Genomic DNA, 14,500 nt, shown 5'->3' on the forward strand with positions numbered 1-14,500 from the left:
TATAGTCGCCAAAACAAAACAACTTATGCCGTTCAGGTTAACACACGTCGTTAACACAACGGAGAGAGATCGTTGCGGAGCGCTACATTCTAGCGGTAGCTCCCGCCTTTGTCTTTAAGATTCAGGAGAGTGCATGGAGTTCAGTGTAAAGAGCGGCAGCCCGGAAAAACAGCGCAGTGCCTGTATTGTAGTCGGCGTTTTTGAACCTCGCCGTCTATCCCCGATCGCCGAACAACTCGACAAAATTAGTGATGGCTACATCAGCGCTTTGTTGCGCCGCGGTGAGCTTGAAGGCAAAGTGGGTCAGACATTACTGCTGCACCATGTGCCTAATATTCTCTCCGAGCGGATCCTGTTAATTGGCTGTGGTAAAGAGCGTGAGCTCGATGAACGCCAATATAAGCAAGTGATTCAAAACACCATCAATACCCTTAACGATACCGGTTCGATGGAAGCCGTTTGCTTCCTGACGGAACTGCACGTCAAAGGCCGTAATACCTACTGGAAAGTACGTCAGGCGGTAGAAACGGCAAAAGAAACCCTTTACACCTTCGATCAGCTCAAAAGCAATAAAGTCGAGCCGCGCCGTCCGCTGCGTAAAATGGTATTCAACGTGCCAACCCGCCGCGAACTGACCAGCGGAGAGCGCGCAATTCAGCACGGTTTGGCTGTGGCTTCCGGTATCAAAGCGGCAAAAGACCTGGGCAATATGCCGCCAAATATCTGTAACGCCGCTTACCTGGCCTCTCAGGCTCGTCAGTTAGCCGATGCGTTCAGCACTAACATCATCACCCGCGTTATCGGTGAGCAACAGATGAAAGAACTGGGCATGCATTCCTATCTGGCCGTGGGGCAAGGTTCTAAGAACGAATCCCTGATGTCGGTGATTGAATATAAAGGTAATCCGAATGCTGACGCTAAGCCAATTGTGCTGGTTGGCAAAGGGCTGACCTTCGATTCCGGTGGTATTTCTATCAAGCCAGCCGAAGGCATGGACGAAATGAAATACGACATGTGTGGCGCCGCCACCGTGTATGGCGTGATGCGCGTAGTGGCAGAGCTGCAATTGCCACTGAACGTTATCGGCGTGCTGGCGGGCTGTGAAAACATGCCGGGCGGGCAGGCTTATCGCCCGGGGGACGTGTTAACGACTATGTCCGGCCAGACGGTAGAAGTGCTGAATACCGATGCGGAAGGCCGTTTAGTACTGTGTGATACTCTGACCTACGTTGAACGCTTCGAACCAGAGCTGGTGATTGATATTGCCACCCTGACCGGCGCATGCGTGGTGGCTTTGGGTCACCACATTACCGGTTTGATGTCGAACCATAATCCATTAGCTCACGAGCTGATTGGCGCCTCAGAACAAGCCGGTGACCGCGCGTGGCGCTTGCCGCTAAGCGATGAGTACTACGAACAGTTGGACTCCAATTTTGCCGATATGGCGAACATTGGCGGACGCGCTGGCGGAGCTATCACTGCGGGCTGCTTCCTGTCGCGCTTTACTCGTAAATATACTTGGGCTCACCTGGATATTGCGGGTACCGCATGGCGTTCAGGAAAAAACAAAGGCGCTACCGGTCGTCCGGTTGCCATGTTGTCGCAGTTCCTGTTGAATCGCGCAGGTCTGAACGGCGACGATTAATCGTTTGATATCTACCCGAACTCATTGAAGTAACAGAGAATCCCCCTGTTACTTCAGAGACAAGGGTATACACCGAGTTATCTTAAGGGCACACTTCGTGCCCTTAACGTCGTAGAGAGCCTATGAAAAACGCAACCTTCTATCTTCTCGATCACGATCAACCTTCCGGCGAGCTGCGAGCCCATGAGGCGCTGGCATGCGATCTGGCGGCTGAACGCTGGCGGGCGGGCAAACGGGTGCTGATCGCATGTGAAAGTCAGGAACAGGCTCAACGTCTTGACGAGGCCCTGTGGCAACGAGCGCCGGAGCAATTTGTTCCGCATAATTTAGCGGGCGAAGGGCCAAAGTACGGCGCACCGGTGGAGCTGGCCTGGCCGGAGAGACGTGGAAATTCACCGCGCGACCTGCTGATTAGCCTGCTACCGGAGTTCGCAGGTTTTGCCACCGCTTTCCATGAAGTGATAGACTTCGTTCCTTACGAAGAAACTTTGAAACAGTTGGCGCGCGACCGATATAAGTCATATCGCAGCGTCGGCTTCCATTTGACCACGGCAACGCCGCCAACTCACTGAACAAATAAATAAAATGGAAAAAACAAACAACTCCCTCGACAAGACGTACAGTCCGCACGAGATTGAGCAACCGCTCTACGAACACTGGGAAAAGCAGGGTTACTTTAAGCCGAACGGCGATACCAGCAAAGAAAGCTACTGCATCATGATCCCGCCGCCGAACGTAACCGGCAGCCTGCATATGGGTCATGCTTTCCAGCAAACCATTATGGATACGCTGATCCGCTACCAGCGCATGCAGGGGAAAAATACCCTGTGGCAGGCCGGCACTGACCACGCAGGTATCGCGACCCAGATGGTTGTAGAACGCAAAATTGCTGCTGAAGAAGGCAAAACTCGCCACGATTACGGTCGCGACGCCTTCATCGACAAAATCTGGCAGTGGAAAGGCGAATCAGGCGGCACCATCACTCGTCAGATGCGCCGTTTGGGCAACTCCGTGGATTGGGAGCGCGAGCGCTTCACCATGGACGATGGCCTGTCCAACGCGGTCAAAGAAGTGTTCGTCCGTCTGCACAAAGAAGATCTAATCTACCGCGGTAAACGCCTGGTGAACTGGGATCCAAAACTGCGCACCGCGATCTCCGATCTGGAAGTGGAAAACCGCGAATCCAAAGGTTCCATGTGGCACCTGCGTTACCCGCTGGCCGACGGCGCGAAAACCGCAGAAGGCAAAGACTATCTGGTTGTTGCCACGACCCGTCCGGAAACCATGTTTGGTGATACCGGCATCGCCGTTAACCCAGAAGATCCGCGCTACAAGGATCTGATTGGTAAAGAAGTGATCCTGCCGCTGGTAGGTCGTCGCATTCCGATCCTCGGCGATGAACACGCCGATATGGAAAAAGGCACCGGCTGTGTGAAAATCACCCCAGCCCATGACTTTAATGACTATGAAGTCGGTAAACGTCACGCCCTGCCGATGATCAATATTCTAACTTTCGACGGTGATATCCGTAGCGAAGCCGAAGTATTCGACACCAACGGTGAAGTCACCGATGTATACAGCGGTGCGATTCCAGAACCGTTCCAAGGCATGGAGCGCTTTGCCGCTCGTAAAGCCGTCGTTGCCGAGTTCGACAAACTGGGTCTGCTGGAAGAAATCAAACCTCACGATCTGACCGTTCCTTACGGCGACCGTGGCGGCGTGGTTATCGAGCCAATGCTGACCGACCAATGGTATGTCCGTACTGCTCCGCTGGCGAAAGTCGCGATTGAAGCGGTTGAAAACGGCGATATCCAGTTCGTACCTAAGCAGTATGAAAACATGTACTACTCTTGGATGCGTGACATTCAGGACTGGTGTATTTCCCGTCAGCTGTGGTGGGGTCACCGCATTCCAGCCTGGTACGACGAAGCTGGCAAAGTGTACGTAGGCCGCGATGAAGCGGAAGTGCGTCGCGAGAACAATCTGGGTGCAGACGTTGCTCTGCGTCAGGACGAAGACGTACTGGATACCTGGTTCTCCTCCGGTCTGTGGACCTTCTCTACTCTGGGTTGGCCAGAGCAGACCGATGCGCTGAAAACCTTCCATCCGACCAGCGTTATCGTCAGCGGCTTCGACATTATTTTCTTCTGGATTGCCCGCATGATCATGCTGACCATGCACTTTATGAAAGATGAAAACGGCAAGCCGCAGGTACCGTTCAAAACCGTCTACATGACAGGTTTGATCCGCGATGACGAAGGGCAGAAAATGTCCAAGTCCAAAGGTAACGTTATCGATCCATTGGATATGGTTGACGGTATCTCGCTGGAAGAATTACTGGAAAAACGCACCGGTAACATGATGCAGCCGCAGTTGGCTGAGAAAATCCGCAAGCGTACCGAAAAACAATTCCCGAACGGCATTGAGCCGCACGGTACCGACGCCCTGCGTTTCACCCTGGCGGCGCTGGCCTCAACCGGTCGCGACATTAACTGGGATATGAAGCGTCTGGAAGGTTATCGTAACTTCTGTAACAAGCTGTGGAACGCTAGCCGCTTCGTGTTGATGAACACCGAAGATCAGGATTGCGGCCAACACGGCGGCGAAATGGTGCTGTCACTGGCTGACCGCTGGATTCTGGCTGAATTCAACCAGACGGTGAAAGCCTACCGTGAAGCGATGGATACTTATCGTTTCGATTTGGCTGCGGGTATTCTGTATGAATTCACCTGGAACCAATTCTGCGACTGGTATCTGGAACTGACCAAACCGGTAATGAGCAACGGTTCTGAGGCGGAGCTGCGCGGCACGCGTAACACGCTAATTAACGTGCTGGAAGCTCTGCTGCGTCTGGCGCATCCAATCATTCCTTACATCACGGAAACCATCTGGCAACGAGTGAAAACGCTGAAGGGCATTACCGCAGACACCATTATGCTGCAACCTTTCCCAGAATATGACGCCAGCCAGGTTGATGAAAAAGCCCTGAGCGATTTGGAATGGATCAAGCAGACCATTATTGCGGTGCGTAATATTCGTGCAGAAATGAATATTTCTCCGGGTAAACCACTGGAAGTGTTGCTACGCGGCGCCAGCGCTGAAGCTCAGCGCCGAGTGCTGGAAAACCAGAGCTTTATCCAGTCGTTGGCGCGTCTTTCCTCTATCACCCTGTTACCTGAAGGGGATAAAGGGCCATTGTCCGTGACTAAGCTGGTTGAAGGCGCAGAAGTGCTGATTCCAATGGCCGGTCTGATCGACAAAGCCGTAGAGCTGGACCGTCTGGCAAAAGAAGTGGCCAAGCTTGATGTTGAAATCGAGCGTATCGAAAGCAAACTGGGTAACGAAGGTTTTGTGGCACGAGCGCCAGAAGCCGTTGTTGCTAAAGAGCGTGAGAGACTGGCTGCCTGTGCCGAAGCGAAAGTAAAACTGATTGAGCAGCAGGCCACTATCGCGGCGCTGTAAAGTAGTCTGAGCTTCACCCAGCTTGAACTGCGGGATATTTATATCCCAAAAATCTGAAGCCGCAGCTCATCCCTGCGGCTTTAGTTTTATAGTGAAAACAGCGAATACTTCTATGCCATTCGTTATAAATCTCTATGCCCAATATATAACGTTTATGCCCGAGTAATTGGGGTTGCAGGTAGGCGGCCAGTGAACGAATCCCGATGAGCTTACATCAGTAAGTGATTCGGGTGAGTGGACGCAGCCAACACCCCTTCAGCGCCCAATATATAACGTTTATACCCAAGTAATTGGGGTTGCAGGTAGGCGGCCAGTGAACGAATCCCGATGAGCTTACATCAGTAAGTGATTCGGGTGAGTGGACGCAGCCAACACCCCTGCAGCGCCAAGTACGAAGGGCATAGTTGCATTACTGCGGTATTCGATGGTATTACAGAGCACTACAGACTCGCTGGTCAGTACACACTGCTGGGCACCTGTCCTCAGAGCACGCCTTTCCACCTATTTTTGCTGAGTAACTATGCCATGACCACAGCCACTCCCTTGCGACTTCTGGTTCGTCCTATCGTGGCAGAAGACAACCTTGCCATTGCCAACGTTATCCGCGATGTTTCTGCCGAATTCGGCCTGACGGCGGATAAAGGTTATACCGTCTCCGATCCAAATCTGGAGCATTTGCATGAGCTATATAGCCAACCACGTAGCGCTTATTGGGTTATCGAGGTCGATGGCCGTATTGCCGGTGGCGGTGGCGTAGCGCCTTTGTCATGTGGCGAAGCCGATGTTTGCGAATTGCAAAAAATGTATTTCTTGCCGGTTCTACGTGGGAAAGGTCTGGCGAAACAACTGGCATTACAGGCGCTGGAATTTGCTCGTCAGCATGATTTTAGCCGCTGTTATCTGGAAACAACCGCCAGCCTGACCAGCGCCGTCGCCTTATATGAAAAATTAGGCTTCGAACACATCGACGGGCCAATGGGTGCGACTGGTCATGTGGATTGCGAAGTGACTATGTTGAAAATGTTGTAGTCTCTCGATTTAATGTAATTAAGTCACTTATTCATAGAATAAAAAAACCCGCGCTATCAACAGCGCGGGTTTATTAGATAAAACTCAAAGCGGCAGATTAATGACGTTTACCGTCGTCATCTTCATCAATCAGTTCTTCGTCATCGTACTCGCCGTCTTCGTCATCTTCACCGTTCGGGTCTTCATAATAAGTTCCCCAACCGTCGTAGTTCACGCCACAGCTTTCAGCCAATGCAACCAACTGTTCTACCTGAGAATCAATCAGTTCGGCGTTTAAAGCCACTTCACTGATCACATCACAGCACATCACAACGGAGCCATCTTCAACTTCCAGCTCTTCTGCATCAGTCACTTCGTAACCCAGTTTGAAAGCTTCAACCGCCGCTTTCTCCAGCACTTCAAACTTTTCAGAAGAAAGATGGTGTTCAATGGTGTACAGCGCGTCAGGATCGCTGCCATCTTCCAGTAATTCTTCGATGATCAGGCGGGTCTCATCACGTTGCTCATCCAGTTTTTCGCGGTTTGCCATGCCTTTATCCTCAGTCAATGGGCGTTATATAGCCCTATTTTCCCACACCGCCGCCAATGCCTCCACTATAAACGAGAAAGATTTATCTTTTGTAGTTGCAATTGAATATTTATACGTATAAGTTGAATTTAAATTCAATTAGACTATTCGGAATGCATGGAGATGAGCGCTATGAGTCAGTTCTACAAACGTCACTTTTTGAGGTTACTGGATTTTACCCCCGCCGAGATTACCACACTGCTTGATTTGGCTGCAGAATTGAAAAAGGCAAAAAAATCAGGCACAGAGAAACAAAAACTGGCAGGTAAGAATATCGCGCTCATCTTCGAAAAAGACTCAACTCGTACCCGATGCTCTTTCGAAGTTGCCGCATATGACCAAGGTGCTCGCGTCACTTACCTCGGGCCTGGCGGTAGCCAGATTGGGCATAAAGAATCAATTAAAGATACAGCTCGGGTGTTAGGCCGGTTGTATGACGGTATTCAGTATCGTGGTTTCGGGCAGCAGGTCGTTGAGACGCTAGCTGAGTTTGCCGGCGTCCCGGTATGGAATGGCTTAACCGACGAATTCCATCCGACTCAATTGCTGGCTGATTTACTGACTATGCAGGAACATTTGCCAAAAAAGAGTCTGCAAGAAATGACTTTCGCCTATTTGGGTGATGCTCGTAACAATATGGGCAACTCCATGTTGGAAGCCGCTGCGTTGGTTGGAATGGATTTACGGCTGGTGGCACCAAAAGCCTGCTGGCCGGATGCTAAACTGGTCGCGGCCTGTCAGGCGCAGGCGCAGAAAACCGGCGGAAAAATCACTCTGACTGAAGATATAGCCGAAGGCGTGAAAGGCGCTGATTTCCTCTATACCGATGTCTGGGTCTCCATGGGCGAGCCAAAGGAGGTATGGAACGAGCGAGTTGCTTTGCTCAAGCCTTATCAGGTCAATATGAACGTGGTTAAGCTGACCGGCAATCCGCAGGTCAAATTCCTGCACTGTCTGCCGGCTTTCCATGATGACCAAACCACACTGGGCAAGCAATTAGCCGAGCAATACACTATGCCAGGAGGTATGGAAGTGACCGAAGAAGTGTTCGAATCTGCACACAGTATTGTGTTTGATCAGGCGGAAAACCGGTTACATACGATTAAAGCCGTGATGGTAGCAACACTCTCCGCGGATTAAGTATTTACGCTATTCAGCATAATCCGCCAAGGACGGCGGATTATTAAAACCCGTCCAGAAGGTGCTTTAATTAGATTGAAGTGGCTACGGCTCAATTCACCACTGAAATAAATCGCCCCTATCAAACACCCAACCAGACTAAAGCAACAAACTTGCGTTCATCTTCACCACCGCCTTTCTTACATGTGCCTTTTCCCCCACCGCGCACAACGGCTTATGTACTTCTCCCGGATAGAACACGATAAAATCACTGGGCTGCATCAAGATCATTTTTTCATTTTGTGCACTTATTCCTACCGGTAAAAAAGCAATATCTTTATCGGCCAGCCAATCGGTTTCCGTTTCTCCCGCTGGGAGGTTGCTAAAAGCCATACCTTCCTGACCCGCCAGAACAATCTGTATATCCAGATATTTAGCGTGATATTCCGCCCGACGATTTTCCTGCCAATCGGTACAGTCGTTGGAAACCAGTACAAACAGATTGTTGCCATCAATATCATGCTTACCCAGCGGAGTTTCTGCGTTGATATGCTGCTTTACATATTCAATGGCAGCACGCAACGGTTGGGGAAAATAAGGGAGTAAATCGAGATGATGGATATTCCCAGTAATCATTTTTTAGATACTCGAATTATAGTGAAATATTGTTTCATTATAATCAAATCATGATTCTCGAAAGCTAACACACATCAAGATTTCAGGGTTATTTAACGTCCACCGACGATAAATACATCGGTTTATAGATCCGAAACTCCGTCTATAGTCTAGATAGTTATATGAAATAACCCTTGAGACTTTGCCCACAGACAGCAAAGCTTCTATCGTGCGATGCGATTAAATAATTTAAAAATAATTTATTTACCTCATCGTTCTGTCTGGCTGAGACTATCTGTCTATTCGGGGAGTGTTTTAATGAAAGCAAGAATTCTGTCGTTGCTGGTTGCGGCAACTTTGTCTGCCAGCGTTCAGGCCGCGACACCGCCGGATACCTTGGTGGTGGTCCAGTCACTGGATGATATTGTCAGCCTCGACCCCGCAGAAAGTAACGAATTATCCAGCATTCAGACCGTCCCAAGTTTGTATCAGCGCCTGATGCAGGCCGATCGGGAAAATCCGGCCAAAGTGATCCCTGTTTTGGCGGAAAGCTGGCAAGGTGACGCCGCCAATAAAACCCTGACGGTAAAACTGCGCCCCGCCGCAACTTTTGCCTCCGGTAATCCTGTGCGCGCCGACGATGTTATTTATTCCTTTACTCGCGCGGTTAAAATGAACCGTTCACCGGCCTTTATCCTGAACGTTCTCGGCTGGGAGCCGGACAGTATCGATAAGCATTTGAAGAAAGTTGATAACAATACCCTACAACTAAGCTGGAGCGCCGATGTCAGCCCAGCGGTAGCGCTGAATATTCTGTCCACGCCTATTGCCTCTATCGTGGATAAAGTGGCGGTGGCTCCCCATGAAAAAGACGGTGATTTCGGTAACGCCTGGCTGAAAATGCATTCTGCCGGCAGCGGCCCGTTCAAAATGCGGGTTTACCAACCTCATCAGGCCATTGTGTTAGACGCCAACCCAACCTCGCCGGGCAATAAGCCGCTGATAAAAAACATTATTATCAAGAACGTTCCCGATCCAAGCGCTCGCCGCCTCCTGATTCAACAGGGCGATGCCGATATCGCTCGGGAACTGGGGCCGGATCAGACCGCCGCGCTGAAAACTCAGGCTGGCGTTAAAGTGGTCGAAATCCCGTCGGCCGAACAAAACTATCTAGTCTTTAACACCGCTAATCCAGCTAACCCAATGTTAAGCAAGCCAGAATTCTGGCAAGCAGCTCGCTATCTGGTGGATTACCAAGGCATTACCAAAGATTTGCTGAAGGGACAGTATTTTGTGCATCAAAGCTTCCTGCCGGTCGGTTTGCCGGGTGCGCTGGAAGAAACGCCGTTTACTTTCGATCCTGCCAAAGCCAAAGCCTTGCTACAGAAAGCCGGTATTAAAAACGCGACTCTGACGCTGGATGTGGAAAATAAACCGCCGTTTATCACCATAGCCCAATCTTTACAGGCCAGCTTCGCTCAGGGCGGCGTTAAATTAGTACTGCTGCCAGCCGCCGGTAGTCAGGTTTATGGCCGGGTTCGCGCCAAACAGCATCAGTCTGCGATTCGCCTGTGGATTCCAGACTATTTTGACGCTCATTCCAACGCTAGCGCTTTTGCCTATAACGATGGCAAAAGCAGCACCGTCGCCGGTTTAAACGGTTGGGCAATTCCTGGGTTGAATAAACAAACGCTTGCCGCCGTTGCCGAAGCCGACCCCGCCAAGCGCATCCAGCTTTATACCAAGCTACAGCAGGAACTTCTGCAAAATTCGCCTTATATCTTTATCGATCAGGCCAAAACGCAAATTGTGTTACGGGATAATGTGAAAGGCTATCAACAAGGGTTGAATGCCGATATGGTTTATTACGACCTTGTCAGCAAATAGGTACCCGCGTACCCGGTTGGGATAACTTTTAATACAAGCGAGCAGATAGCCACATGTCCGTAGCTTTAAATAATACGCCGGGAGCCTTGCCCCGGCGTCGTTTTTGGGCGCTGATCAAAGGGATCTTCAGCCTCGCCCTGACCCTATTCGGCCTGTTGCTGATTACTTTCCTGTTGTCAGCGCTGTCGCCGGTGGATCGCGTGCTGCAAATCGTCGGCGATCATGCCAGTCAGGCGACTTATCAACAGGTTAGGCAGCAGCTTGGACTGGATCAACCGCTGCCGGTGCAGTTTTGGCATTATCTGGTCCAACTGGCTCATGGCTGTCTGGGCGTTGCCAGTTCCAGCGGGCAGCCGGTATTGCAGGATTTACTGACCGCATTTCCCGCTACGCTGGAGTTAGCGACGTTATCACTGATTATCGGGGCGTCTCTCGGCGTATTGCTGGGATTAATCTGCGCGCGCTGGGCCGGGAGTAAAGTCGATTCCCTCATTCGTTTCTTCACCCTGCTGGGCAACTCAGTACCAATCTTTTGGCTAGGGTTGCTGATGCTATTGCTGTTTTACGCCAAGCTACAGTGGAGCCCCGGCCCCGGTCGTCTGGATGATATTTACCAATACACGGTAGAAGCCAAAACCGGTTTCGCACTGATTGATACCTGGCGTTCCGGCGACAGCGGCGCTTTCGCTAATGCCGCAGCCCATTTGGTTCTGCCGGTGGCGTTGTTGTCTTACTATGCGCTGGCCAGTATTACCCGGCTGACGCGCTCTGCCTGCCTGAGCGAGCTGAATAAAGAATACGTCACCCTTGCGCGAGCCAAAGGCGCTGGCGAAATACGTATCCTGCTGATGCACGTCTTACCGAATATTCGCGGCACGCTGCTTACCGTCATCGCACTCGTGTACACCGGCATGCTGGAAGGCGCAGTGCTGACAGAAACGGTCTTTGCCTGGCCGGGCATTGGGCGCTATCTCACCAGTGCGCTATTTGCCGGAGATACCACTGCGATTATGGGCGGCACGCTGCTACTGGGGATGTGCTTTATTCTGATTAATAATCTGACGGACCTGCTGGTTCAGCTGTTAGATCCGAGATCGCGCTGATATGTCGATAATGAAATTTTTTCGTGCGCTGAAAAGCTCTCCTTCCGCCAGCATTGGGCTGTTTATTCTCTCCCTGTTAGTGCTGATTGCCATTTTTGCTCCTTGGCTTGCACCGCATAACCCGAATTGGCAAAACGCCGCCGAACGGTTGCTGCCACCGGAACCCGGCCACTGGTTAGGTACTGACAGCTACGGTCGCGATATGCTGTCGCGCGTGATTTATGGTACGCGCCCAACGCTGGGCTTAGTGCTTTTAGTCACGGTGATCACTTTGCCGCTGGGATTGTTAGTCGGCGTGCTTTCCGGTTATCACGGCGGCTGGTTGGAGAAGGTTTTAATGCGCATCACTGACGTCGTGATGTCGATGCCACGTCTGATTTTGGCCTTTGCCTTTGTCGCCATGCTTGGCCCCGGTTTGCTGAATGGCGCATTGGCACTGGCTCTGACGACCTGGCCAGCCTACGCTCGTCAGGCACGGGCAGAGATTCAGCTACTGCGTAAAAGTGACTATCTGGCAGCAGCGGAAATGATGGGTATCAAGGGCATACGTCTGCTTTGGGGACACATTTTACCTATGTGCCTGCCCTCGGCGGTGGTTCGACTGGCGCTGGATCTGGCCGGAATTATCCTCGCAGCCGCAGGTTTGGGGTTCCTAGGTCTGGGGGCTCGTCCTCCGATGGCTGAATGGGGTTCGATGGTGGCCGAAGGTATGCAGGTGATATTCGACCAATGGTGGATTGCCGCCATTCCGGGCTGCGCGATTTTGCTCAGCAGCATGGCTTTCAACCTGTTAGGCGATGGCCTGCGAGACTTACTGGACCCTCATCATGACTGATCTGCGTTTGGAGGTGAAAAACCTCAGCATTGATTTCCACCAGCAGCGGGTCGTGGATAAAATCTCCTTCCAGCTTGGCCGCGAGCGCGTGGCGCTGGTAGGGGAATCCGGCTCCGGTAAATCGATTACCGCGCGTTCTCTGATGGGATTAGTGCGCCAGCCGGGCAAAGTGAGCGCCGATCGGTTGTGTTATTACGCTGAAAATCCAGAGGATGCGCAGAATCCGATCCAACAGAATTTGCTGACGTTAAAACCACGTCGATGGAGCAAACTACGCGGGAATGATATTGCGATGGTATTGCAGGACCCGCGTTACGCATTAAATCCGGTGCGAACCATTGGCAAACAGGTTGAAGAATCCTTGCTGTTACATAACAGCCTGACCCGCGCAGACACCCATGAGCGTGTACTGAATGCGTTGGCATCGGTGGGATTAACTGAAGACCACTATCATCACTATCCTGCTCAGCTTTCCGGTGGGATGGGCCAACGGGCAATGCTTGCCATCGCGTTAGTGAATAATCCGCGAGTATTGATTGCCGATGAGCCAACTTCTGCGCTAGATGCCAAACTACGCAACCAGATTCTGGAGCTTATCGTCGAGCAAACCGAGCAGCGCAACATGAGCCTGCTGCTAATCAGCCATGATTTGCCTTTGGTCACTGAGCATTGCGATCGCGTGTTGGTGATGTATCAGGGCAAGCTGGTCGATCAAGGTCTGGCGGCAGATTTGCCTTATTCCACTCATCCCTATACTCATACGCTGTGGGCCTGTCGCCCAAATGCCAGCACTTTCGGCACTGATTTACCAGTGTTGGATCGTCAGGCGGATATGTTCGGAGGTCAGAATGGCACTGATTGAAGTTAGCCAGCTACGGGTCCGTTTCCCGCAGGGGAATCAGGTAAAAACCGCCGTAGAGTCCGTAAGTTTTCAGGTTGAAGCCGGCGAGACTTTCAGCCTAATCGGCGCATCCGGCTGCGGAAAATCTACGGTTTTGCGTACGTTGGCGGGTTTGCAACGCGAGTGGCAGGGCGAGATTTCTTTGCTTGGTCAACCGTTACGCCCCAGCCAGCGTTTTACCGGTCAGTTACGTAAAGATGTACAGATGGTGTTTCAGGATCCCTACGCTTCGCTGCACCCGCAGCACAGTATCCAGCGTACTTTAGGGGAGCCGCTGAAAGTTCACGGCGAGAAGAACATTCAGCAACGCATCGGCGAAGCGTTGGAGCAAGTGGGATTGCCCGCCTCTGCGGTGCATCGCTACCCACATCAGTTCTCCGGCGGCCAACGCCAGAGAATCGCCATCGCCCGCGCATTACTGTTACGGCCTAAATTGTTGCTATTGGATGAACCCACTTCCGCGTTGGATATGTCGGTACAGGCGGAGATTTTAAATCTGCTCAATAAGCTGAAACGGGAACACGGCATGACTTACCTGTTAGTGAGCCACGACAACGACGTAGTAGCGCATATGTCCGAACGAGCCGCGCTGATGGAAAAAGGTCACATTGTACGAGAGTATTCACGCCGAGATTTGGAGCTTGCGGAGCATTCATTTGGTTGAGGTGTTATTGGTTACTCTCTGAATGGAAACCCGATCCAATTCCAAACTTCGGTCACTGAAATATGTGCTTTAAAGTCAAAATCAGTTCAAATCTGAAATCGGATCGGGTTTCGGTTGATATTCGCTTGGTAAATTTTTCACCTCCACAGCCTCAACCGAGTTAAGGCTCATAGGCGCGAGCCTCAACAATCCGCACCTCCGCACAACATTGTCTGCCTGCATTGTCTACCCGCTTCGCAGGACACCTCGTTCATCACGCCGGCCAAGATATGCTCTTAAAGGTCCAAGTCAAGATCTGGACCAAAAGCGATATCCAAAGCAAAAGGCGAATTGTGATTCAGAAAAAATGGTTTTGATTTTACTAAGACGCAATCAGGAAGTGGGCCGCGCTGGGATGAGGCCAAGAGTGAACGGTCGTCAGCGGTTCAAAGTGCACCTTGAGCCGCAGCGACAGGAGGGATGGCATCCTGATAACGCCCGCAAGCCAATCTAGCACTGGCTCGCCGGACAAAGAGTGCACGAGGGGACGTTCGCAGAACCCCGTTTTCGCGCCAAACGCGGGTGCAGGGTTGCGGCGACGGCCAACCCTGCTCGGAAGCCTCCACGGCGAGTGAGGAGAAACCGAACTATTCGGCTTGCGAAACCTGATCCAATTTTGACTTTGGAAAACTC

12 protein-coding genes are annotated in these 14,500 nt (G+C 51.5%); 10 read left to right on the plus strand and 2 right to left on the minus strand.

The window, feature by feature from the left end:
• The first annotated feature begins 133 nt into the window (after window positions 1–133).
• The 4 genes from pepA (at window position 134) to DBA33_RS09470 (ending at window position 6,136) form a co-directional block, all read left to right on the plus strand.
• Window positions 134–1,645 carry a leucyl aminopeptidase gene (pepA, locus tag DBA33_RS09455; RefSeq protein ID WP_049599547.1) on the plus strand — a complete coding sequence of 504 codons (1,512 nt, stop codon included), beginning with the start codon at window positions 134–136 and terminating at the stop codon, window positions 1,643–1,645.
• Between the two features lie 122 nt (window positions 1,646–1,767).
• Window positions 1,768–2,217, plus strand: coding sequence for a DNA polymerase III subunit chi (locus DBA33_RS09460; protein ID WP_064516212.1), 450 nt, complete (start codon window positions 1,768–1,770; stop codon window positions 2,215–2,217).
• A gap of 13 nt (window positions 2,218–2,230) precedes the next feature.
• The gene (locus tag DBA33_RS09465) at window positions 2,231–5,107 is read left to right on the plus strand and encodes a valine--tRNA ligase (protein ID WP_064516210.1); all 2,877 of its coding nucleotides are present in this window, start codon (window positions 2,231–2,233) and stop codon (window positions 5,105–5,107) included.
• A gap of 525 nt (window positions 5,108–5,632) precedes the next feature.
• A complete protein-coding gene (locus DBA33_RS09470; protein WP_064516208.1) occupies window positions 5,633–6,136 on the plus strand; it encodes a GNAT family N-acetyltransferase in 504 nt (167 codons plus the stop codon).
• Window positions 6,137–6,233: 97 nt separating this feature from the next.
• Here the strand turns inward: DBA33_RS09470 and rraB are convergent, their stop codons facing one another.
• Window positions 6,234–6,665 carry a ribonuclease E inhibitor RraB gene (gene rraB / locus DBA33_RS09475; RefSeq protein WP_049599537.1) on the minus strand — a complete coding sequence of 144 codons (432 nt, stop codon included), beginning with the start codon at window positions 6,663–6,665 and terminating at the stop codon, window positions 6,234–6,236.
• A gap of 171 nt (window positions 6,666–6,836) precedes the next feature.
• Here rraB and argF point away from each other — a divergent pair, with 171 nt between their 5' ends.
• Window positions 6,837–7,844, plus strand: a complete 1,008-nt coding sequence (gene argF / locus DBA33_RS09480; protein ID WP_120806328.1) for an ornithine carbamoyltransferase — start codon at window positions 6,837–6,839, stop codon at window positions 7,842–7,844.
• A gap of 138 nt (window positions 7,845–7,982) precedes the next feature.
• Here the strand turns inward: argF and DBA33_RS09485 are convergent, their stop codons facing one another.
• Entirely contained in the window at window positions 7,983–8,459 is a 477-nt protein-coding gene (locus tag DBA33_RS09485; protein ID WP_064516204.1) for a YhcH/YjgK/YiaL family protein, read from the minus strand.
• 297 nt (window positions 8,460–8,756) lie between these two features.
• Here DBA33_RS09485 and DBA33_RS09490 point away from each other — a divergent pair, with 297 nt between their 5' ends.
• Genes DBA33_RS09490 through DBA33_RS09510 form a run of 5 tightly spaced genes read left to right on the plus strand, consistent with a single transcriptional unit; the run spans window position 8,757 to window position 13,828 of the window.
• A complete protein-coding gene (locus DBA33_RS09490) occupies window positions 8,757–10,325 on the plus strand; it encodes an ABC transporter substrate-binding protein (protein WP_120806330.1) in 1,569 nt (522 codons plus the stop codon).
• Between the two features lie 53 nt (window positions 10,326–10,378).
• On the plus strand, window positions 10,379–11,428 hold the full coding sequence (locus DBA33_RS09495; protein WP_064516199.1) for an ABC transporter permease: 1,050 nt from the start codon (window positions 10,379–10,381) through the stop codon (window positions 11,426–11,428).
• Window position 11,429: 1 nt separating this feature from the next.
• A complete protein-coding gene (locus tag DBA33_RS09500) occupies window positions 11,430–12,263 on the plus strand; it encodes an ABC transporter permease (protein ID WP_064516197.1) in 834 nt (277 codons plus the stop codon).
• Entirely contained in the window at window positions 12,256–13,125 is an 870-nt protein-coding gene (locus DBA33_RS09505) for an ABC transporter ATP-binding protein (RefSeq protein WP_064516195.1), read from the plus strand. The genes DBA33_RS09500 and DBA33_RS09505 overlap by 8 nt, the downstream gene beginning before the upstream one ends.
• Window positions 13,112–13,828 carry an ABC transporter ATP-binding protein gene (locus DBA33_RS09510; protein ID WP_064516193.1) on the plus strand — a complete coding sequence of 239 codons (717 nt, stop codon included), beginning with the start codon at window positions 13,112–13,114 and terminating at the stop codon, window positions 13,826–13,828. The genes DBA33_RS09505 and DBA33_RS09510 overlap by 14 nt, the downstream gene beginning before the upstream one ends.
• Window positions 13,829–14,500 lie beyond the last annotated feature (672 nt).

Source organism: Yersinia sp. IP36721, from assembly GCF_003634395.1.
Classification (GTDB): domain Bacteria; phylum Pseudomonadota; class Gammaproteobacteria; order Enterobacterales; family Enterobacteriaceae; genus Yersinia; species Yersinia entomophaga.

Excerpts from the sequence above, each read along its gene's own strand:
- pepA (WP_049599547.1), top strand. The coding sequence starts at position 134 with ATGGAGTTCAGTGTAAAGAGCGGCAGCCCGGAAAAACAGCGCAGTGCC.
- DBA33_RS09460 (WP_064516212.1), top strand. The coding sequence starts at position 1,768 with ATGAAAAACGCAACCTTCTATCTTCTCGATCACGATCAACCTTCCGGC.
- DBA33_RS09465 (WP_064516210.1), top strand. The coding sequence starts at position 2,231 with ATGGAAAAAACAAACAACTCCCTCGACAAGACGTACAGTCCGCACGAG.
- DBA33_RS09470 (WP_064516208.1), top strand. The coding sequence starts at position 5,633 with ATGACCACAGCCACTCCCTTGCGACTTCTGGTTCGTCCTATCGTGGCA.
- rraB (WP_049599537.1), bottom strand. The coding sequence starts at position 6,665 with ATGGCAAACCGCGAAAAACTGGATGAGCAACGTGATGAGACCCGCCTG.
- argF (WP_120806328.1), top strand. The coding sequence starts at position 6,837 with ATGAGTCAGTTCTACAAACGTCACTTTTTGAGGTTACTGGATTTTACC.
- DBA33_RS09485 (WP_064516204.1), bottom strand. The coding sequence starts at position 8,459 with ATGATTACTGGGAATATCCATCATCTCGATTTACTCCCTTATTTTCCC.
- DBA33_RS09490 (WP_120806330.1), top strand. The coding sequence starts at position 8,757 with ATGAAAGCAAGAATTCTGTCGTTGCTGGTTGCGGCAACTTTGTCTGCC.
- DBA33_RS09495 (WP_064516199.1), top strand. The coding sequence starts at position 10,379 with ATGTCCGTAGCTTTAAATAATACGCCGGGAGCCTTGCCCCGGCGTCGT.
- DBA33_RS09500 (WP_064516197.1), top strand. The coding sequence starts at position 11,430 with ATGTCGATAATGAAATTTTTTCGTGCGCTGAAAAGCTCTCCTTCCGCC.
- DBA33_RS09505 (WP_064516195.1), top strand. The coding sequence starts at position 12,256 with ATGACTGATCTGCGTTTGGAGGTGAAAAACCTCAGCATTGATTTCCAC.
- DBA33_RS09510 (WP_064516193.1), top strand. The coding sequence starts at position 13,112 with ATGGCACTGATTGAAGTTAGCCAGCTACGGGTCCGTTTCCCGCAGGGG.